General features: G+C 67.5%; 18 protein-coding genes and 1 pseudogene. 14 read left to right on the top strand and 5 right to left on the bottom strand.

All coding sequences use genetic code 11. The annotated features are described in order from the left end of the window. The first annotated feature begins 134 nt into the window (after positions 1–134). The 5 genes and pseudogenes from MTHMO_RS01890 (at position 135) to MTHMO_RS01870 (ending at position 5,715) form a co-directional block, all read left to right on the top strand. On the top strand, positions 135–920 hold the full coding sequence (locus MTHMO_RS01890; RefSeq protein ID WP_202214805.1) for an ABC transporter ATP-binding protein: 786 nt from the start codon (positions 135–137) through the stop codon (positions 918–920). Positions 921–988: 68 nt separating this feature from the next. Continuing rightward, complete coding sequence (locus MTHMO_RS01885) at positions 989–2,002, top strand: XdhC family protein (protein ID WP_202213279.1); 1,014 nt, start codon at positions 989–991, stop codon at positions 2,000–2,002. A gap of 273 nt (positions 2,003–2,275) precedes the next feature. Beyond that, on the top strand, positions 2,276–3,493 hold the full coding sequence (locus tag MTHMO_RS01880; RefSeq protein ID WP_202213278.1) for a xanthine dehydrogenase family protein molybdopterin-binding subunit: 1,218 nt from the start codon (positions 2,276–2,278) through the stop codon (positions 3,491–3,493). Between the two features lie 39 nt (positions 3,494–3,532). Next, positions 3,533–4,094, top strand: a pseudogene (locus MTHMO_RS01875) (IS607 family transposase). Beyond that, positions 4,087–5,715 (top strand): transposase, encoded by a 1,629-nt coding sequence (locus tag MTHMO_RS01870; RefSeq protein WP_202213277.1) that lies wholly within the window; start codon positions 4,087–4,089, stop codon positions 5,713–5,715. Before MTHMO_RS01875 ends, MTHMO_RS01870 begins: the two are co-directional and overlap by 8 nt. Positions 5,716–5,735: 20 nt before the next feature. Here the strand turns inward: MTHMO_RS01870 and MTHMO_RS11080 are convergent, their stop codons facing one another. Then, the gene (locus MTHMO_RS11080; RefSeq protein WP_255535337.1) at positions 5,736–5,858 is read right to left on the bottom strand and encodes a hypothetical protein; all 123 of its coding nucleotides are present in this window, start codon (positions 5,856–5,858) and stop codon (positions 5,736–5,738) included. 97 nt (positions 5,859–5,955) lie between these two features. Between MTHMO_RS11080 and MTHMO_RS01865 the strand changes: the two genes are divergently transcribed. The 6 genes from MTHMO_RS01865 to MTHMO_RS01840 all read left to right on the top strand — a co-directional run bounded on the left by MTHMO_RS01865 (position 5,956) and on the right by MTHMO_RS01840 (position 10,408). Next, positions 5,956–6,429 carry a molybdopterin cofactor-binding domain-containing protein gene (locus tag MTHMO_RS01865; RefSeq protein ID WP_202213276.1) on the top strand — a complete coding sequence of 158 codons (474 nt, stop codon included), beginning with the start codon at positions 5,956–5,958 and terminating at the stop codon, positions 6,427–6,429. 3 nt (positions 6,430–6,432) lie between these two features. Continuing rightward, a complete protein-coding gene (locus MTHMO_RS01860) occupies positions 6,433–6,903 on the top strand; it encodes a (2Fe-2S)-binding protein (protein WP_370568180.1) in 471 nt (156 codons plus the stop codon). Between the two features lie 15 nt (positions 6,904–6,918). Continuing rightward, entirely contained in the window at positions 6,919–7,611 is a 693-nt protein-coding gene (locus tag MTHMO_RS01855) for an NTP transferase domain-containing protein (RefSeq protein WP_202213275.1), read from the top strand. Positions 7,612–7,796: 185 nt separating this feature from the next. Beyond that, positions 7,797–8,204, top strand: coding sequence for a hypothetical protein (locus MTHMO_RS01850; RefSeq protein WP_202213274.1), 408 nt, complete (start codon positions 7,797–7,799; stop codon positions 8,202–8,204). 63 nt (positions 8,205–8,267) lie between these two features. Further along, on the top strand, positions 8,268–9,389 hold the full coding sequence (locus tag MTHMO_RS01845; RefSeq protein WP_202213273.1) for a nucleoside hydrolase: 1,122 nt from the start codon (positions 8,268–8,270) through the stop codon (positions 9,387–9,389). 53 nt (positions 9,390–9,442) lie between these two features. Further along, positions 9,443–10,408: an aromatic ring-hydroxylating dioxygenase subunit alpha gene (locus tag MTHMO_RS01840; protein WP_202213272.1), complete on the top strand. Its 966-nt coding sequence runs from the start codon at positions 9,443–9,445 to the stop codon at positions 10,406–10,408. Here MTHMO_RS01840 and MTHMO_RS01835 read toward each other — a convergent pair. Continuing rightward, entirely contained in the window at positions 10,360–12,243 is a 1,884-nt protein-coding gene (locus MTHMO_RS01835) for an adenine deaminase (protein WP_202213271.1), read from the bottom strand. The two genes, MTHMO_RS01840 and MTHMO_RS01835, sit on opposite strands and share 49 nt — an antisense overlap. Positions 12,244–12,584: 341 nt before the next feature. Then, a complete protein-coding gene (locus MTHMO_RS01830) occupies positions 12,585–12,836 on the bottom strand; it encodes a hypothetical protein (RefSeq protein WP_202213270.1) in 252 nt (83 codons plus the stop codon). A 738-nt stretch (positions 12,837–13,574) separates the two neighbouring features. Here MTHMO_RS01830 and MTHMO_RS01825 point away from each other — a divergent pair. The 3 genes from MTHMO_RS01825 to MTHMO_RS01815 are packed head-to-tail and all read left to right on the top strand — an operon-like array spanning position 13,575 to position 17,929. Continuing rightward, positions 13,575–16,205: a TonB-dependent receptor gene (locus MTHMO_RS01825; RefSeq protein ID WP_237394701.1), complete on the top strand. Its 2,631-nt coding sequence runs from the start codon at positions 13,575–13,577 to the stop codon at positions 16,203–16,205. A 15-nt stretch (positions 16,206–16,220) separates the two neighbouring features. Next, positions 16,221–16,568, top strand: coding sequence for a hydroxyisourate hydrolase (gene uraH, locus MTHMO_RS01820; RefSeq protein WP_202213269.1), 348 nt, complete (start codon positions 16,221–16,223; stop codon positions 16,566–16,568). Continuing rightward, positions 16,565–17,929 carry a cytosine permease gene (locus MTHMO_RS01815; protein ID WP_202213268.1) on the top strand — a complete coding sequence of 455 codons (1,365 nt, stop codon included), beginning with the start codon at positions 16,565–16,567 and terminating at the stop codon, positions 17,927–17,929. The genes uraH and MTHMO_RS01815 overlap by 4 nt, the downstream gene beginning before the upstream one ends. Here MTHMO_RS01815 and MTHMO_RS01810 read toward each other — a convergent pair. After that, on the bottom strand, positions 17,926–19,170 hold the full coding sequence (locus MTHMO_RS01810; RefSeq protein ID WP_202213267.1) for a M20 family metallo-hydrolase: 1,245 nt from the start codon (positions 19,168–19,170) through the stop codon (positions 17,926–17,928). The genes MTHMO_RS01815 and MTHMO_RS01810 overlap by 4 nt on opposite strands. After that, a complete protein-coding gene (allE, locus tag MTHMO_RS01805) occupies positions 19,167–19,979 on the bottom strand; it encodes a (S)-ureidoglycine aminohydrolase (RefSeq protein WP_237394700.1) in 813 nt (270 codons plus the stop codon). Before allE ends, MTHMO_RS01810 begins: the two co-directional genes overlap by 4 nt. Positions 19,980–20,073 lie beyond the last annotated feature (94 nt).

Raw genomic sequence — 20,073 nt, 5'->3', positions numbered from 1 at the left:
CGGAGGGTCGGCCCGGCTGCCGGGAAGGGCGGCGCCCGGACCGCGCTCCCAGGCTTGCCAGCCTTCCCTTCCGCCGGGAGGATCCTCGGCATGAGCACCCATTCCCCTCCCGCGGCGCGGCCTCCGAGAGCCCGCTGCTCGAGATCGACCGGGCCGGCGTCCGGCGCGGCGGGCGCTGGATCCTCGACCGGCTCAGCCTCCGGCTGCCGGCCGGCCGGCACACGGCGATCCTCGGGCCTAACGGCTCGGGCAAATCGACCCTGGTGAAGCTGATCGCGCGCGAGCTCTATCCCTCGGTGGGGGCGGAGAGCGCCGGCGAGGTCCGGATCTTCGGCCGGAACCATTGGCAGCTTTCCGAGCTCCGGAGCCTGCTGGGCATCGTCTCGCCCGCGCAAGAGCGCGAGCTGCTGGGCGAGCCGCCGCTGGAAGCCTTCGAAGCGGTGGTCTCGGGCTTTTTCGCGTCCCGGGGCTTGGGCCCGGGCCACCGGGCGACCGCGGAGATGCGCCGGCGGGCGAGGGAAGCGCTCGAGCGGCTCGGCGCGGCCCACCTGGCCGGCCGGGAGATGGACAGCCTCTCGGGCGGAGAGGCCAGAAAGGTGGTGATCGCCCGCGCCCTGGTGCACCGCCCCCGGGCCCTGCTGCTCGACGAGCCCTGCGAAGGCCTCGACCTGGCTAGCCGCCGCCGCTTCCTCGAAAGCCTCCGGGCCCTGGCGCAATCGGGCACGACCCTCCTGCTCGTCACCCACCACGTCGAGGAGATCCTGCCTGAAATCGGGCACGTCCTCCTGCTCCGGGACGGCCGGCCGCTCGCGGAGGGGGCGAAGGAGCGGACGCTCACCGGCCCCGCGCTCAGCGCGGCCTTCGGCATGCCGGTCCGCGTCCGGCGGCGCGGCGCCTGGTATGCGGCCGATCTGGCGTAGCCGGGCGCCCGGCTTGCGGGGGCGGACGGAGTTCCGTTAATAAAAGGTGAGGAAAAGGGAACGCTTCCGTGGACTCGGCCAACTTGGCGGTGTTGCGGCAGGCTCTTGAGTGGCATCGGGCCGGCTTCGGGGTGGTCCTCGCCACCATTGCGCACAGCGCGGGTCCGGCTCCGCGGCCGCCCGGGGCTCTTTGGGCGGTCCGCTCCGACGGCCTCTCGGCCGGCTCGGTCGGCGGCGGCTGCGTGGAGGAGGAATGGATCGGGCGGGTCCGCGCCGGAGAAGCGCTCCCCCGTCCGGCGGTCGTCGAGTTCGGCCCGGGATCCGCGGAAGCCGGATCCCCTCGCCTGCCCTGCGGAGGGACGCTCCGCGTCGTCTTCGAGCGGATCGGCTCCGGCGATTGGATCGAGGAGGTCCTGGCCCGGACGGCCGACCGGCGGCCGGTAGCGCGCTCCCTCGAGCTGGCCGACGGTGCCGTCGGATGGCGGGAGGCGGGTCCCGCCGAAACGACCCGCCTGGAGGAAGGACGGCTCGTCACGATCTTCGGCCCTCCATTGCGGCTGCTGCTGATCGGGGCGGGGGAGATCGCCCGCTGCCTGGCCGCGATGGCGCAGCCACTCGGCTACGAGGTGCTCCTCTGCGAGCCCCGGGAGGCGCTGGCGCCTTCGGCCTCCCTGCTGCCGGGCGTCCGCCGCCTTCCCGGCCTTCCCGACGAGGCCGTGGCGGCGGTGCGGCCCGATCCGCGGACCGCCGTCGTCGCCTTGAGCCACGACCCGGCCCTCGACGACATGGCGCTCTTGGCCGCCCTTCCCTCGGCAGCGTTCTACGTCGGGGCGCTCGGCTCCCGCGCGCATGCCGAAAGGCGGAGGCGACGGCTCGCCCCTTACTTTTTGCCCGGGGAGCTCGATCGGCTTTCAAGCCCGGTCGGGCTCGACCTCGGCGGCCGCCAGCCGGGGGAGATCGCGGCGGCGATTCTGGCGGAGCTGATCGCGGTCAAGAACGGGCGGCTTTCGGGGAACGGCACCCACCGAACTCCTTCCCGGGCGGCTGCACGCGAGCTTGGCGTTTGTCCCGATCCGGCGTAGTCTTTTGCGTTCCGGAGGCGCCGGGAAGCGGGCTGCGGGCCCGCGCGGGAAAGAGGCTCATGAACCGGAGGGAATTCCTCAAAGGCTGCGGGCTCAGCCGGGCGGTCGGTCTCACCCCGCTGGGGGCGATCGCGCTCCGCGCCGCGGAGCCGGCGGCCGACTTCCGACCGAATCTCTGGCTGACGATCACCCCCGGGGATCGGGTGCTCTGCTGGATCAACAAGTCGGAAATGGGCCAAGGGGTCTACACCTCCCTGCCGATGATTCTGGCCGATGAGCTGGGAGCCTCGCTCCGCCAAGTCGAGGTCCGGCCGGCGCCGGCCCTTCCCGGCTACGGGGATCCCGAAATGGGGGGGGATGCTGCTGACCGGCGGGAGCACGAGCGTCCGGCATATGTACGCTTGCCTGCGGACGGCCGGAGCGGCCGCCCGGGAGATGCTGGTCGCCGCGGCGGCCAAGCTCTGGAAGGAGCCCGCCGCCGGGATCCGGTGCCGGGAGGGGAGAGTCGAAGGCCGAGGCCATGCGGTCTCCTTCGGCGAGATGGCGCGGCACGCCCGGAGGGAACGGCCCCCGGCCCGCCCGGCTCTCAAGGATCCGCGGGAGTTCGTCTACATCGGCACTCCGGTCCCGCGGCTCGACATCCCCGAAAAGGTCGCCGGCAAGGCGCAATTCGGGATCGACGTCTGCTTGCCGGGGCTGGCCTACGCCGTGTTCCTCCGTCCGCCCCGCTTCGGGGCGCGGCCGAAGGCGGTCGACACGCGGGCCGCCAAGGCGCTTCCCGGGGTGATCGCCGTCCCGACCCTCTCCCAAGGGGTCGCGGTGATCGCCGAAACGATCGGCGCGGCCTTCCGGGGTAGGGAGGCGCTCCGGGTCGAGTGGGAGGGGGGCGAGGAGAAGCTGAGCAGCGCCTCGGCCGAGGCCGCGCTGGTGGACGCTCTCCAAGGCGAAGGGATCGTGGCCCGCGAGGAGGGACGCCCCCGAGAGCTCTGGGCGTCGGGATCCCGAAGGCTCGAGCGGACCTACCGGCTCCCCTTTTTGGCCCACGGGACCCTCGAGCCGATGAACGCCACGGCCTGGGTGAAAGACGGGGGGTGCGAGATATGGACCGGGACGCAGTTCCCCACGGGGGCGGCTCAGGCGGCCGCCCGGATCTGCGGCCTTCCCGAGTCGCGTGTAGCCGTCCATACCCAATATCTGGGAGGAGGGTTCGGAAGGCGGTCGGCCCTCGATTTCGTCGTCGACGCGGTCGAGGCCGCGAAAGCGGTCGGGCGCCCGGTCAAGGTGCTCTATTCGCGGGAAGAGGACTTCGCTGCCGGGTTCTACCGGCCGGCGAACGCGAGCCGGGTGCAGGCGGTCCTCGACGAGCGGGGGATGCCCTCGGCCTGGATCCACCGGATCGCGGTTCCCTCCGTCTTCGCCAAGTCCTTCCCGGCGCGGATGAAGAACGGCATCGATCCGGCGGCGGTCGAAGGGTTGACAACAGCTAAATAAACTCTAGACATAAGTGGCTGAATATGGCATGTTGTTCAAGTGAAGTTGAGTGTCTGGGCCAAGCGGCAGGGCATTTGCTACAAGACAGCTTGGCGGATGTGGAAGGAAGGGCGTTTGCCCGTCCCGGCCGAGCAGTTGCCGACCGGAACGGTGATCGTGCATGCGGAGCCCTCGCAACCCAATGGGGTCGCCCTTTACGCACGGGTATCCAGCTCCGATCAGAAAGCGGATCTGGACCGGCAATTGGCTCGGCTGACCGAATTTGCGCTCAAGCAAACGGTTGCCGATCATCAAGGCCGTCAAGGAGGTCGGCTCCGGAATGAACGGCCATCGGAAGGGCATGATCGAGCTGCTCCGTGATCCCAATATCGGCGTCATCCTGGTCGAGCATCGCGACCGGCTGATGCGCTTCGGCTTGGAGTACGTGGAAGCGGCATTGGCCGCGCAGAGCCGATCGGTTCTAGTGGTCGATCCGGACGAGATGACCGACGATATCGTGCGCGACCTGCATGAGGTCATCGTTTCGATGTGTGCCAGGCTTTACGGAAAGCGATCCGCCCGGAACCGCGCCGAGAAGGCGCTCAAAGCGATCCATGAGTAAGCTTCCTGTTTTCACCTACCAGACCCGGTTGAGGTTGACGCATGAGCAGACTTCGTGTCTTGACGCCTATGCGGCGCTCTACGGGCGGGCGCAGCGGACTCTTTTGGCCAGGATGCGGGCGGGCGTTCCCCTGAACGAGCTCAAGCGGTCGTTCCTGCGCCGATTCGGCCTCACCTCCCGGAAGTTCAACGCCATTCGGGTCGAGCTCGAAGGCAAGATCGCCTCGATCCGGGAAAGGCGGCCCGAGTTGATCGAGGAAGCCAAATGGCGGATCCGGAAAGCGGAAGAGGCGGTCGGCCGGCTGGAGGAGAAGCATCCGGGATCGAATGTCGTGCACCAGAAAAAGCGGCGGCTTGCCGTCCTGCGGGCGAAGCTCGAGGCGCTTCTGGCCGATCAGGAGTCCGGCCGGGTCCGGCTCTGTTTCGGTTCCCGACGCCTCTTCCGCAAGCAGTTTTCCCGGGAAGAGAACGGCTATGCGGACCATGCCGCATGGAAGAAGGATTGGCAGGCGGAGCGGAGCAGCCAGTTCTTTGTGCTCGGATCGAAGGACGAGACATCGGGCAACCAGTCCTGCCAAGCCACGGTCGCTCCGGACGGCGGCCTGCGGCTGCGGTTGCGGCTGCCGAACGGATTGGGAAGCACGAGCAAACACCTGGTGCTCGAGGGCGTGCGCTTGGCCTACGGCCAGGAGGAAATCCTCCAGGCCCTCTCCGCCGGCCGGGTCGTGATCGCACAAACCAAGACGGGGAAGCTCGTCCGCAAGCGGGAGGGAGCTGCCGTAAGCTACCGCTTCGTGCGGGACCGGAAGGGGTGGCGGGTATTCGCAAGCGTCGAGGCGCAACCGGTTGCCCTGGTGACACGCCGCCTTGCCGGAGCGATCGGCGTTGACAGCAACCCGGATCATCTTGCCTTGGCCGAAACGGATCGCTTCGGGAATCTCGTGGAAATCCGCAGGATCGGATTGCATCTCTATGGGAAGAGCGAGGAGCAAGCGAAAGCCGCGATCGGCGATGCGTGCCGGCAGATCGCCCGGGCCTGCGCCGAATCGGGCAAGCCGCTCGTGATCGAGCGATTGGATCTTCGCAAGCGGAGGGCCGAGCTGGAGGCGGTCGATTGCGTCCGGGCTCGCTCGCTCTCTTCCTTCGCCTACGCCAAGACGATCGCGATGCTCAAGGCGGCTTCCTTTCGTGCCGGAGTCGAACGGATCGAAGTCGACCCGGCCTACACTTCCGTGATCGGCGCGGTCAACCACGCGCGCCGTCATGGCATCAGCTCTCACCAGGGCGCGGCCTACGCCATCGCCCGGAGAGGATTGGGTCTATCCGAACGCCCGTCCGTGCGGGAGGCGGTCGTGCCGACCCGCAATGGCGGCTATGTCACCTTCGTCCTACCCGCGAGGAATCGGACGAGGCATGTATGGTCGTTCTGGGCGGGCGTTCGGAAGAGACTCAAAGCGGCGCATGCAGCGCATGCCCGGTCGGGAGGCAACCGCTTGCCTCCCGCGCCTCTGCTCCCGAAATCGCGGGCATTGGGCGCTACCCGGGCTTTGCCGGCGAAACCCCGGCACGCGAATCGTCGGCAGCACTGTTCGGCCGACGTCGTGGACGATCTTCCCTGGTAGGGGAATGGTTGTCTATGGTTTTAGGAACGGCTGGTCAACCTGCCGTATGCGGTCCCCAACCTGCGGGTCGAATGGATCCGGAAGGACTTCGCGGTCCCCGTCTGGTTCTGGCGGTCGGTCGGATCGACCCACAACGCCTTCACCGTCGCAACCTTCCTGGACGAGCTGGCCCGGCTGGCCGGAAAGGACCCGGTCGACTACCGGCTCGCCCTGCTCTCCGACCCCGACGCCAAGCGGGTCGTGGCGGCCGCGGCCGAGAAGGCCGGCTGGGGCCGCCCTCGACCCGGAAGGCAGCTCGGATTCGCCTACCACCGCTGCTTCGGATCGCATGTCGCCCAATGCGTCGAGATCTCCGTCGAGCCCAAGGGGCTGATCCTCCACCGGGTCGTCTGCGCCGTCGACTGCGGCCCGCTCGTCAACCCCGACACGGTCAAGGCGCAGATGGAGTCGGGGATCGTGATGGGCCTTTCGGCCGCGCTCAAGGAGCGGATCCTCCTGGAGGAAGGGAGGGTCGTCTCGAACAATTTCGACAGCTACCCGATCCTGCGGATGGGGGAGGCCCCGCGGCGGATCGACGTCTTTCTCATCCAAGGGCAGAAGGAGCTGGGAGGGGTCGGGGAGCCGGGAACTCCCCCGGCCGCGCCCGCGCTGGCCAACGCGCTCTTCGCCGCGACCGGGCGGCGGGCGGAGAGCCTCCCCTTGCGGTTGTCCTAGGAGATGGGAGCCGGACGGTCGAGCCATCCGATGCACCTGGTCATCAACGAAAAGAGTTATTCGGTCGACGCGCCCGAGGATCTCAAGCTGGTCTGGGTCCTCCGGGAGCATCTCCATCTGACCGGCACCAAGTTCGGGTGCGGGATCGGGGCCTGCGGCGCCTGCACCGTCCACCTCGATGGGAAGGCCGTCCGCTCCTGCCAGATCCCCCTGGGCTCGGTCCAAGGCAAGATCACGACGATCGAGGGGTTGCCGGAAGATCACCCGGTCAAGCGCGCCTGGATCCGCCACCAGGTGCCGCAGTGCGGCTACTGCCAGCCGGGCCAGATCATGCAGGCGGCCGCGCTGCTCTCGGCCCGGCCTCATCCGGGCACCGAGGAGATCCTCGCCGCGATGAACGGCAACCTCTGCCGGTGCGGAACCTATCCCCGGATCCTCCGCGCGATCCAGGAGCTGGCCGGCGCCTCGACCTAAGAGGCGCCTCTTGGCATGCCCAAGGTAGAAGCGGGGACGGACGCGGGGATCGCCGCCCTCATGCTGGCCGCGGGCGGATCGAGGCGGATGCGGCCCGCGCACAAGCTGCTGCTGCCCATCGGGGAAGCGATGGTCCGCCGGCCGGTACGCGCGGCGCTCGAAGCCGGGCTCTTTCCGATCGTCGTCGTGACCGGATACCGCGGGGAGGAAGTCGCGGCGGCGGTGGCCGACCTCGGGGCCGCCTGCCGGCCGAATCCGGAGTGGGGAACAGGCATCGCCTCCTCGATCCGCGCCGGCCTTGCGGCGCTGCCGGACGGCTGCCCGGCGACGGCGATCCTCTTGGCCGACATGCCGCGGGTGGACGCGGGCCACCTGCGGCGGCTCGCCCGCGCCTTCGCCGCGGGCGGGGATGCCGGAATCCTGATCCCGACCTATCGCGGGCGGCGGGGGAACCCTTGGGTATGGAGCCGGCGCCTCTTTGCGGCCCTGGCGGCCCTCGTCGGAGACTGCGGGGGCAGCGCGCTGGCCCCCCGGCTCGGCCCCTGGATCCGGGAGGTGCCGATGCCGGATGATGGCGTCCTCCTCGACCTCGATGCTCCGGAGGAGTTCGCTCGGGAGGCGGGGCGAGCGGCTGTCGCGGGGGTGGCAGCCGAGGAAAGCCAATTGCTCTTGCCTCCGGCCGGCGGGAACCGCTATCCGGCAGGGTAAGATCCGAGGTTCCCGGTGGCCGCCCGGTTCCAGGAGTCCTTGTTCTCCGGCCCCGGACGGCTGCTCCCCGCCTTTCGGGAAGGCTCGCGAGGGAATCGGTTCCCTTGCTGATCCGACGGCCCACGCCGGTTGTTGCCTTGCTCCAGGCTCCGGCGTAACTTCGAAATCGAGGTAAGGAGCTTCCCATGCCCGCGACCGCCCTCGGTCCGTGCACGGGAGCGGATCGGCTCCCGACCCCCGAGGAGGAACATCGGGAGCGCATCCACGGGAATCCCGCCATAACGGAGGAAAGCTTCGCGAATAGCGGGTCGGCCCGGGAAATCGAGGTCGAGCAAGCGCGCTTTCTTCGGGAAGGCTCCTCCGGCATCGCCTTCCGCTTTCCCGCATTGGCGGACGGCGAGCGGAAGGGAGCAGTGCCCGGTCTCTGCTCCCTCCCGAAGGGCGAGTTCGCCAATGTCGATTGGAAAGCCGACGCCCGAAAAGGGGCGATCCCCGCTCCGGCGGCCCGAATGCTCTTTCCTTCGACCAGGGAAATGCCGAGAATGCCAAAGGCGCCGGGGAGCCCGCCGAAAGGTCCGGGCCTATCGCGCTAGGCGCCCGCTTTTTCTCGGTCATCGACGGATTGCTTTCCTGAACAACTCTTCAGCCGCCCCGCGATGGATCGATTCCTCTTCTTTCCCGGCTTGCCTCTCCTTCTCCTGATCTCTTGGCTTTTCCCGTGCGCGGAGGGGAAGGCCAAGGAGCTCGTCGTCATCGACCAGGACGGAGCGGGCCCGGGAGGGAGCGACATGCAGTCGCTCCTGTTGGCTCTCCACTCCCCGGAGGTCGAGCTCTTGGGCATCACCGTGGTCAGCGGGGACTGCTGGCGGGAGGAGGGGATCGCGCACACGCTCCGGCTCTTGGAAATCGCCGGACGGCGGGAGGTTCCGGTCGTCGGAGGGGCCGTCTATCCTCTCTTGCGGACCCGCAAGGAGACCGAGATCTGGGAAGAGCTCTTCGGGAAGCTCTTCTACAAGGGAGCCTGGAACAAGGCCTACCTCGGCAAGGAGCTTCACCCGCCCCTCTCGTTTCCCGAGGATCCCTTCCGCCCTCCCGCGCCGGTGGAAGGAGAGCCGGCGCTTCGGCCCAGTCCCCGGTTCGCAGCCGACTTCCTCATCGAGACGGCGCGAAACCACCCGGGAGAAGTGACCCTTCTGGCACTGGGGCCCTTGACCGACATCGCGCTCGCCTGTCGGCTCGATCCCGAATTTTCGCAACGGATCAAGAAGCTCGTGCTCATGGGCGCAAGCATCGATCCGCGGACGAGCGATCCCGAATGGAGCACCAATCCTCGGTTCGAGTTCAACTTCTTCTGGGATCCCGAAGGCGCCCACATCGTCTTGACCTCACCCTGGAAGCGGCTGGAAGCCTATCCGGTCGATGCCGGGATCCAAGCGGTCATGCGCCGGGAGCTTCTCTCCGCGGTGAGCGAAGGGAATTCGGCGGTCGGCCGCTACCTCAATCAATATGCCTGGATCGGGCTGCCGATGTGGGATGAGGTCGCGGTCGCAGGCTGGCTCGATCCTTCCCTGATTCTCCAAAAGGAGACCCTCTTCCTGGACGTCGACGTCTCCCACGGCCCGGGCTACGGGAACACCTTGACCTGGAAGCCGGGGAGCGAGCCTGGACTCGGGCAGCAGCGGGTCGAGGTGATCCGGCAGATCGACCCCAAGCGCTTCTATCGCTTCTTCCGGGAGCGCATTTCCCAGACGCCCTCCGAGCGGAGAACGGCGGAATAACCTCTCGAGCGGAGCCTCGCTCCGTGGCACGCGAGCTGCTTTCGGAGGGTGCGATGCGAGATCCTCTTCTGGACGAGTGGCACCCGATCGCGGCCTCGGAGGAGCTGCCCGCGGGAGGGGTTTTTGGTGCAACCCTGCTGGGACAGCAGATCGTGCTCTGGCGCGGAGAGCGTGGCGTCCATGCCTGGCCCGATCTCTGCCTCCACCGGGGTGCGCGTCTTTCGCTGGGGAAGGTCGCGCGGAACTGCCTCCGCTGCCCCTACCACGGCTGGACCTACTCCGAAGAGGGCCGCTGCGTCGCGATCCCGGCCCACCCGGGAGTCCGCCCGCCGCGGCGAGCTCACCTCCTCCCCTTCCCGGCTCGGGAGTGCTACGGGGTGGTTTGGGTTTCCTTAGGCTCTCCTTCCGGAAATCCTCCGCCCTTTCCGGAGTGGGAAGAGGGCTCTCTGGCCAAAACCCGGTGCGGCCCCTACCGGGTGAACGCGTCCGCCCCTCGCCTCCTGGAAAATTTTCTCGACGTGGCCCACCTGCCGATCGCCCACGCGGGCATCCTGGGCGACCCGAGCCGGCCGGAGATCCCCGCGTACCGCGTCGAGCGGAGGCCGGATGGCGGATGGGTCGCCGCCGGCATCGCCATCTGGCAGCCCGATCCCGATGGAAGCGGCCGGGCGCAGACGGTCTCTTACACCTATGAGATCCTGCGGCCTCTGGTGGCCCGCTTCCGGAAGACCGGGGAGGGGAAGCGGTACGGCATCCTCGCCGCGGTCCACCCGATCAGCCCGCGCGAAAGCGCTTTCTGGATGTGGAACTTTTGGGATCCGCAGCAAGGAGTCCGGCCCGAGGAGGTCCGGGCGCACCAGGAGCGGATCTTCGCGCAGGACCGGCCGATCGTCGAATCGCAGCGGCCCGAGCTTCTGCCGCTCGACCTCCAGGCGGAGCTCCATCTTCCTTCCGATCGCCTGGCCATCGCCTACCGGCGCTGGCTCGCCGAGCTGGGCGTCGGCTTCGGTACCGGCTGACCGTTCCGACGTTTCCCGCGGGCCTTCTCCCACAGGGGGACCAGCCGCATTTCGGGGACCAACACCAGCCCCTTGTTGGTCAGCCGGATCTCGGGAATCACCGAGAGCGGGAGCAGGTTGAAGCCCATGAAGGGGAGCCGGCAGCCCGCCTTGTCCCAAGCGGCCTTCAGCGCCCGCATCGCCTCGGCGACCTCGCCGATCCTCCGGTCGGAGAGGAGCCCTGCGACGGGCAGCTCGACCAGCGCGATGACCCGCTCTTCGGCGACCACGCAGACTCCGCCCTGGACGCTCTCCAAAGTGCGGGCGGCAAATTCCATCTCCTCCACCCGCTTCCCGGCGACCAGGAGGTTGTGCGCATCGTGGCCGACGGTCGAGGCCACGGCCCCCTGCCGCAGGCCGAATCCTTCGACCAAGCCCCAAGCGATCTCGCCGGTTTTCCCGTGCCGCTCGAGAACCGCAAGCCAACAGAGGTCCTCCTCCCTCACCCGCCGGAGGATCTCGCGCCCCGGAGCCACGACGGTCCGGTGGCGGACGAGGATGCCCGGCGGGTCGATCCCGAGCAGGTGGAAGCGGCTCGGTTCTTCCGGCAATGGAGGAGAGGAGAGCTTGCGCTCGGGCAAGCGGACCGTCCGGTAGGCCCGGGGCGGATAGCGGTAGGGCGCGCCAAGGACTTCCTCGAGCTGCGGGGTGATCTCTCCATCCTCGACTAGGAGCTCCCCGCCGAGCCAGGTGTTCCGCACCCGCCCCTGGTCGTCGAGCAACACCAGATCGGCGCGCCGCGCGGGAGCGAGCCCTCCCGCTTCGTGGTCCAGCCCGAAGCGGAGGGCCGGATGAAGCGAGCCCAAGCTCCAGCTGAGAGGAAGGCCGAGCCCGTGACGCCAAGCCTCCCGGACCACCCAGTCCAGCCCGAAGAGAAGCAGATCGTCGGGATCGCGGTCGTCGGTGCACACGCAGAGGCGTTTGGGAGCGGCTCCCAGCCGAGTCACCGCCTCGATCGCCTTGGGGAGGCTGTGCCATGGGGTGAGCGGAGGACCTCCGCGCAGGAAGATCCACATGCCCGACTGGAGCATCTGCAGCGCAATCTCTCCGTCCGACGCTTCGTGCGTGTCGGTCACCCCGCTGGCAGCGTAAGCCGCCACGAACCCCTCTCCGTAGACATGGCCGCAGACGGGCCGCCCCCGGCGGAGCGCTTCCCGCAAGATCGCATGGGTGCGCGAATGGCCCGCGGCGACCGCGACGAAGTCCATTTTTTCCCCCAGGGCCACCGCTTCCGGAAAGCGCTCGAAGAGGCGAGCCACATCCTCGGGAGCGATCCGGCCGCCGGCGGTCTCGAGCCGGTCCTCGGTCGCGGGAACCGTGCTCGGGATCGTGAGAAAGATCGAAAGGGGCGAGCGGCGGGCATCCTCGAGCATCCATTCGATTCCCTTTCGGCCGAGCACGTTGGCAATCTCGTGGCTGTCGCAGAAGACCGTGGTGGTCCCGTTGCGCAGGGCCGCCTCGGCATAGGCGCAGGCCCCGACCATGCTGCTCTCGATGTGGACGTGGGGATCGATCAGGCCGGGGGCCACGATCCCTCCGCGAACGTCATATTCCCGCTTGCCCCAACGGGGCGGGGCCGATCCCTGTGGGCGCACCGCGGCGATCCGCCCGCCGTAGATCCAGATTTCCCGATTCGGAAGGATCGCTTCCGTATAGGGGCAAAGGAGCCGGGCGCCGCGCACGATCAGATCGGGAGGCCGCCGGCCCGAAGCGACCAGCGCGAGCGCGCGGGTCATCCGCGAAAGCGGCGGAACGGCAAAGGGCTTCTTCCCACAAACGGTGGGACTAGCGGCCATTTCTCACGAATTTCCTAGCCGAGGCGCCGCAAATGGGCTTGGGTGCGAGGCGGGCGCAGGTTTTCCACCGGAGCTGTCGGAAGACATACTGCCGAGGAGGGAAAACCAAGCCCTACAAAGCAGACGAGCCGGTTTTGCCAGCCGTAGGAGAAAGCTTGTGAGCAATGGTCGCTAGACATGCCCGCCACCGTCAAGGCGTTCCATCCGGCTGGGGGGACCGCACTCCTTTCCTACGCATTTATCCAGCGGATCAAGCAACATACATGCCAAAAGAGTCCCTGCCGACAATCAAGCCAAGCGAGCCGCCGAGGGAGCGGTCGGCCGTCCCGCCCTGCGAGGGCTCAACGGCCTTCGGGCGTGGTTTCCCGATCGTCTCCGATTACGCTCCAGATCTTGCGGCCCCTAGCCGCTTCCCGTGCATCCTGGGTGATGGTCTTTCCGATCACCACCGGCAGAACGGGAACGCGCGCAAGCCTCGGATTCACCGCTACGGACTTCGCCTGGATCGCCCATCGGGCTCTTGCCCTTTCCACATCGTCCTTGCGGGTCGCGCAGGAAGCCTCCAGGGCCAGGAAGACTCCCTTACCCGCCATATCTCACCGAGAGCGGGCATAGCGGAAGGCAAAAAATCCGGCAAAAGGGCATAGGAAAGGCCGTCTTTCCCTGGTAGTGCGTTAACAACACGTTACTACAACCAGAAAAAAGAAACGGCCTTCCCTGACAGAGGGTAGCCAAGAGACTTTTGCGTTTACAGCGCATTTTTCGCGACGGGTGGAAGCGGGATTTACCGCGGGTCGGATCTCCAGCGATGGGGGCGCGATCCTGTTGCGGAAACCGATCGGAAGATCGGTTTGTTAACGGCCATTCCTCACAAATTTCGTAGCCGAGGCGCCGCAAATGGGCTTGGGTGCGAGGCGGGCGCAGGTTTTCCACCGGAGCTGTCGGAAGACATTCTGCGAGGAGGGAAAACCAAGCGGGAGCGAAGCAGACGAGCCCGTTTTGCCAGCCGTAGGAGAACGCTTGTGGGAAATGGCCCTTAAGATCTATCGGAAGGCGGGAATCTCCGAATACCGGACCTTCGATCTCGAGTAGGAGACCGTGCGGAGCTTCCGCTTCGCCGAAAAAACAGGGGTGCCGGTTGCGGTCCAAAGCGCCGACGGCAAGCGCGCCGCTCCTCTGCTGCCGGGATTCGTTTCCGAAATGCCAAGAATCCGCCAGGCTCCGGGCATCCCAACCGAAGATCGGGACCGATCGCGCCGGACATCGGCCGAAGCATTCCCCGCCGTTCCCCCTTTTCTCGGTCATCGACGGACGCCGGAAAAAGCCACTGCTTGGCATGCGAACTGCTTAACGTGCCCTTCGGAATGGGACGGAAAAAGCAGGCCCAACCGGGCATTCCGGCGGAAGATCTCGGGCCCGCCGCGGCAACACTGCCTCCGGCGGGTACGCACCTGCTCCCCTTGCTCCTCTGGCTGATCGCTCCGGAGGCGCTTCTCGCTGCCCCAGGGAGCGCTCCGGAACCTGCCTCTCCCGACTCCGATCCTCCGGCAGGCGCCCTTCCCGGCGATCCGGTTGCCGTCCCGGCCGACCCGCCGGTGCCCGTTTCGGCACCGGCCGGCTCGCCGAAGGCCGGGAAGAGCGGCTCCCTCTCCGCCATGGAGGTGACGACGACGGCTCCCGGAGAATCGATGCTGCCGACGGCCACCCCGATCGAATCGGGGGCCTACGGGGAGCCGATGAACGTCCTCGACACCCCGCGCCAGATCTTTCCGGTCAACAAAACGATCCTGCAGACCGAAGGGGCCGGTACCCAGGGATTCTTCGACGCGGTGAGCACCGCCTTCCTCTCGCCCGGCTCGACGGCCGCCGCCGGGAACAACCTCGTCTTCGCTCCGATGATCCGCGGCATGCCGCCTCTGGGTTTCATCAACGGGATGCAGATGACGATGCAGGACGCCGGCTGGTGGAACCTTCCCTGGAACTACAACATGGTCGAGTCGATGGACGTGATCGAGGGGCCGCCCAACGCGGTCTATGGCGAGCTGCAGGCCAACGGGGGTGCCGTCAACTACATCACCAAGCAGCCCTACTTCGACCGGTTCCGGGGCTATGTCTGGGACACGACCGGCATGTACCAGAACTACCTTTGGGGGGCCGATATCGGCGGGCCGATCGGTAAGGAGAAGAAGCTCGCCTACCGCTTCAGCTACATGGGAATGGAGAACGGCAGCTACTACCAGTATCAGTACAACGACCAGCAGAACTTCTATTTAGCGCTGAGCGCCCGTCCCACCGACAACTACTCGGTCGACTTCTACTCCGACTTCGGCACCTACAACTTCAACATTCTGGACTTCCTGAACCGGCCGACCAATCAGCTCATCGATAACGACCTCTACCAGACCGGTGCTCTGCCGCCCGCGCAAGTCACTTTCGGCTTTCCCAACTTCAACACCTACGCGGGGCCGCTCGTGCCGATCAGCCTCCGGTCGACCGCGATGAACCCGGCCTCGGGCGCACTGGGGATGAGCGGCATGCTCCAGCTGGTCCAGAACGCGGTGATCGACGACGACCTGCGGATCCGGAACAACACCTTCGCCTTCTACATCCGCAGCTCGCTCATCGACTATGCCCAGTGGGAGGACATCGACATCACGGGCGACTACGAGGTCTTCAACCGGACGGAAGTTCTGGCCGCCCTCCACCCGGAAGAGGCGCTCTTTGAGCAGCATATCGACGCCGGAGTCGAGCTCGGCTTCCAACGCAACCTCGACTACGAGGGGGTCTCCTTCTTCGGCATCCAGAACGCCTGGAGCATCGCCAACCCGAACAATCCCGCCCTTGCCAATCCCTACCTCTGGAACGCCGAGCTCTCGAGCTCCTTTGCGGCCGGGATCGGAAACCCCCTCGCCTTCGGCGGCGGTGACTGGCCGATCCCGTCGGCTCCCCCCGGGTGGTACTTCGAGCCCCTAAACGGCTATTCGCTCACCGAGGATTCGCAGTTCTGGGAGGTAGCCCCCTTCTACCAGCACAACATCCACTTCACCGATCAGCTGACCCTCCTGGTCGGCGCCCGGGCGACCACTCTCTTCCTCACGGCGCAAACCCCTCCCGGCACCCCGGCCTTCCTCTCGATGGGCTACGACGCGGCCGTGCTCATGCCGATGGTCAACGTGAGCCCGGTCTACAAGCCCTTCCCTTGGATGACCGTCTATTTCGACTACAACTGGGGCTATACGAGTGCGGTGGGGGTGATGGGAGGCTATACTCCCTTCTACGATGGGGCGGAGTTCCGGCTCGTCAACCAGCTCATCGAAGGAGGGCTCAAGTTCAGCCTGCTGGCCGACAAGCTCTACATGACGACCGCAGGCTTCAGCCAGGATTTCTACATCGCCAACATGGGGATGCCTCCCACCCCTTCCTACATCAAGGGGTTCGAGCTAGCGCTCACGTATCAGCCGAGCAAGAACTTCTGGGCGCGGGTCCAATACATGCTCGCCAACGGCACGGAGAACTGGTCGGGAATGCCCGTCGGCCCCTTCCAGTTTCAGACCTATTCGACCTCTACGGCCCTCGCCCAGGGGCTTCCGCTCAACAACGCCGCCAACTATCCGCCCGGAAAGTACGCCTTCGTCGGGTGGCCCGACCAGACCTTGAGCGCCATGGTCACCTACCAGACCGACGGGGGCCTGGGCGCGACCCTCTCGGCGCTCGTCCTGAGCAACCAGTATCTCGACTATTCGTACAACCTCGAGATCCCCACCGAATATGTGATTAACGCCCGCCTCTACTACACCACACCCCGATGGGATTTCGCGGTGAACATCTACAACCTGACCGACAACCGGCATCTCTGGTTTCCCTACGGGCCGGGGGTAACCTTCGGCCGAGAGTTCAACACCGAGCAGATCGTGGCCGGCTTGCCGTTCTGGGTGCAGGGTACGGTCGCTTATAAATTCTAAGGCCAACCCGAGCCGATGAGCCGATTGACCACGCATGTGCTCGATCTTTTCCATGGGAAGCCCGCCCAGGGCGTGCTCTTGCGCCTCTGCCGGCCCGAATCGAAGGAGATCCTCTTCGAAGGCCGCACCGACGCCGACGGAAGGGCGGCTTGCGCCTCTTCCGGCCGGCCGGATCTCCCCGCCGGCCGCTACGAGCTTCTCTTTGCGATCGGCAGTTACTTCGCCCGGGCCGGAGTGCGCCAGGACGATCCGCCATTCCTCGAGGAGATCGTGATCCGCTTCGGCATGAGCGGGGAAGCGACCCCCTACCACCTGCCGCTCCTGGTGACCCCATGGAGCTACACAACCTACAGGGGCCGATGAAGAAGACGCTGGCGGATCCCGTCCGGTCCTGCCGCTTCTTATTCGAGGCCAAGGGAATCGAGCAGGTCTGCCCGCAAGAAGCCCACGGCCAGCCCGAAAGCCTCTTCCGCCTCTGGATGGCCGCCAACGTCAACCTCGCCACCTTGGGCACGGGAGCGATCGCCACCTCTCTCCTCGGCCTCCCCCTCTGGAAGGCCGCGCTGGCCCTTGCGGCCGCCAACTGCCTGGGCTCTCTTCTCCTCGGCCTCTTTTCCACCTACGGCGTCCGCTACGGCCTTCCGATGATGGCGCTCTGCGCGCCGTGGTTCGGCCGCTGGGGAAACCGTGTGCTCTCCGGGATCAACTTCTTGAACGGCGTCTCCTGGTTTGCCGTCAACACGGTGGTCGCGGCCTACGCCCTCGAGCATGTCGTCTCGATCCCTCCCGCTCCGGCGATCTTTCTGCTGGCCGCCGTCCAGATCCTGCTGGCCGCGGCCGGCCATAAGCTGATCCTCCGGGCGGGGGATGTCTGCTTCCTGGTCTTAGTCTTCCTCTTTTCGGTGGTCTCGGCCCTTTCGCTGCTGCCGCTCCCGGTCGGCGCTGCGCCGCCGCCGAAGGCGGCACTCGGGGGGACGGTCCCCGGAGGATGGCTCCTCGCCGGAAGCCTCGCTCTTTCCTACCTAGGAGGGTGGATGCTCTTCGCCCCCGACTACTCCCGCTATCTCCGCTACGAGCGCGAGGCCGCTTCGCTCGAACGGCAGGTCTTCCGGCACACGTTCTGGGGCGCCTTTCTCTCGACCACCTGGATCGAAATCCTCGGCGCCTTCCTGGGGGGAACGATCCGCTCGGAAAACCCGACCGATCTGCTCTTCCCCTTGCTGCCGGGCTCCCTCCACCTCCTGCTCGCGGGAGCCATCGTGATCGGAACGATCAGCGCCAACATGCTCAATCTCTACTCGGCCGGCCTCTCCCTTTTGGGCGCGGGATTCGGCCTCCCCCGATACCAGGCCTCGCTCCTGGTCGGCGTCGCCGGCTTAGCGGTGGCTCTCCTCGGCCGCCGGGAATTCTACCAGCGCTACGAAGGTCTCCTCTTCCTGCTCGCCTACCTGATCTTCCCGCGCCTCCCGATCCTGGTGATCGCTCACCTTGGACCGCGGGTTTCCCGCCTCGCGAGGCTCGACACGGGCTCGATCGGCTTCCTCTGTTGGCTGGGCGGTGTGCTCGCCTCCCTCCCCTGGATCCGCCAAGAGCCTTGGGTCCTCGGAGCCCTGGCGGCCACGCATCCGGAATGGGGCGATCTGGCGTTTCCGGTAGGAAGCGCCGTCTCGGCGCTGCTCTACGTGAGCCTCACGCGGCGGGAGAGGTCGGAGGCCGCCGGCTAACCCGCCAGCGCCCGGAGGCAGTCGGCAAGCACGCGCACCCCGGCTTCGATCGCCGCGGGCGAGGCGTGCTCTTCCGGGCAATGGCTCTTCCCTGCGCGGCAGGGGATAAAGATCATCGCGGTCGGACAGAGCCTGGCCAGGAAAAGGGAGTCGTGATAGGCCCGGCTGATCATTCTGCGGGCGCGCAGGCCGAGCCGATCGGCGCTTGCCAGGATCTGCGCCACCAGCCCCGGATCGCAGGCGGCCGGCGGATCCTCATAGATCCTCTCCCAGGAAAGCTCCAGGCGCCTGCGCCCGGCGATCTCCACGAACGCCTCCCGGATCGCGCTCGCCACCCGCTCCCGCCGCTCCGGATTGATGTCCCGCAGGTCGAGGCCGAGGGAGGCGAAGCCCGCAACCGAGTTGAGAGCCCCCGGGCTCACGGCGATCTGCCCCACCGTGGCGACGGTGTCGGCGGATCCCGACTCCCGAGCGGCGCGCTCGACCGCCAGGATTCCCTCGGCTGCCCCCGCCAGGGCATCCCGCCGATCGGCCAGGAGCAGCGTACCCGCATGGCCGGCTTCCCCGAGCCAACGGATCCGGTAGGCGGCCGGCGCCGCGATCGCCTCGACGGCCCCGATCGCCGCTCCCTCCCGCTCGAGGAGCGGACCCTGCTCGATGTGGAGCTCGACGAAGGCGGCGTAGCGGGGGGGAGCGAGTTCGGCGAGAGGGAGGTGACCTAGGCCCGCGGCCTCGCGCAGCTCGGCAAAGCTCCTCCCCGCTTCATCCCGCAGCGCCGCGAGCTCCTCGGGGCCAATCCGCCCCGCCAGCGCCCGGCTGCCCAGGCAGCTGACCCCGAAGCGGGTCGGCTCTTCGGCGGAGAAGACGACGATTTCGAGGGAGCGCTTCGGCCGGAATCCCGACTCCCGCAGCGCACGGAAAGCCTCAAGAGCCCCCAGGACGCCGACCGTGCCGTCATAGCGGCCCGAATGGGGGACGGCGTCGATGTGGGAGCCGGTCGCCACGGCCAGCGGGCCGGGGTCCTCGCCGAGCCAGCGGGCAAAGAGGTTGCCGACCGCATCCGCCCGGACCTCGAGCCCCGCAGCGCGGAAGCGTCCCTGGAGCCACCGGCGGGCAGCCAGATCCGGGGCGGAGAAGAGCACGCGGGTGACCCCTGGGAACGGGGGGTCGGAGAAGGTCGCCAGCTCGGCGAGCTCCGCCTCGACCCGATCGCAGCGAATCGGGAGAGGGAGAGGACTCACGCGATCTTCCCTTCCCCGCGGCCGTCCTCCAGGGGATGGCGACCCACATCCTTATAATAAAGATAGCGCGCCGGGGTCGGACCGAGGGCCGCGAACCACTGCGGGCAGTAGGGGGCCATCCAGATCGCATCCCCGGCCGCGACCGGATACCACGCATCCTCGAGGCGGTAGATCCCCCGTCCTTCGAGCATGAGCAGCCCGTGCTCCATCACGTGCGCCTCGACGAAGGGGAGGGAGGCGCCCGGACGGAACTCGAAGAGGTTCACCGCCATATCGAAGGAGGGGTCCTCGGGCAGGAAGGTCCGGAGGAGCGCGTCCGGATCGCCGAGGAACGGCAGACCCGCCACCTCCCCGGTCCGCCCGACGAGAAGCGGCGGTTCCGAGATGCCCGGCCGGCGGGCATAGGGCTTCTCGAAGACGACGGCACGGGCGCCGCATGCGCCTGCCCGCAGGCGCCAGGCCATGCCCGGCGGGGTAAAGAAGAAGTCGCCGGCGGCGAGCAGAACCGGTTGTCCCCCCAGCTCCGCCGCGGCTTCTCCCGCGAGCAGGTAGAGGAAGCCCTCGACGCCGGGAAGACCCGATCCGCCCGCCTCGCCCGGCCGGAGGTCGACCAGGAATTGGACGAAGCCCGCCCCCAGCCGGGGGGAAATCAGCACGACGGCGGCCTCGGGCGCAAAGCCCGGCACTCCGCCGCGAACGTGGCCGACCGGGTCGAGCAGCGCGTGCCGCAGGCCGAGCACGGTCCGCGTGCTGCCGGGGGGCGATGGCCTCCCCGCAATGAATTCTTTCCTGACGGTCCCCGCCCTCACGTCTCGGGCTAACCAATAGCAGCTTTCGTGCCGCCAGGCCGGTTCGCCCGCGTGCCGCAGGATCGTTTTCCGGCGACTGCCCGTTTTCGCATGC

It is taken from the genome of Methylacidimicrobium sp. AP8 (genome assembly GCF_903064525.1).
In the GTDB taxonomy this organism is placed as follows: Bacteria; Verrucomicrobiota; Verrucomicrobiia; order Methylacidiphilales; family Methylacidiphilaceae; genus Methylacidimicrobium.
Note: the sequence above shows the minus strand (reverse complement) of the source record. Positions and strands in the feature narration are given on the sequence as shown.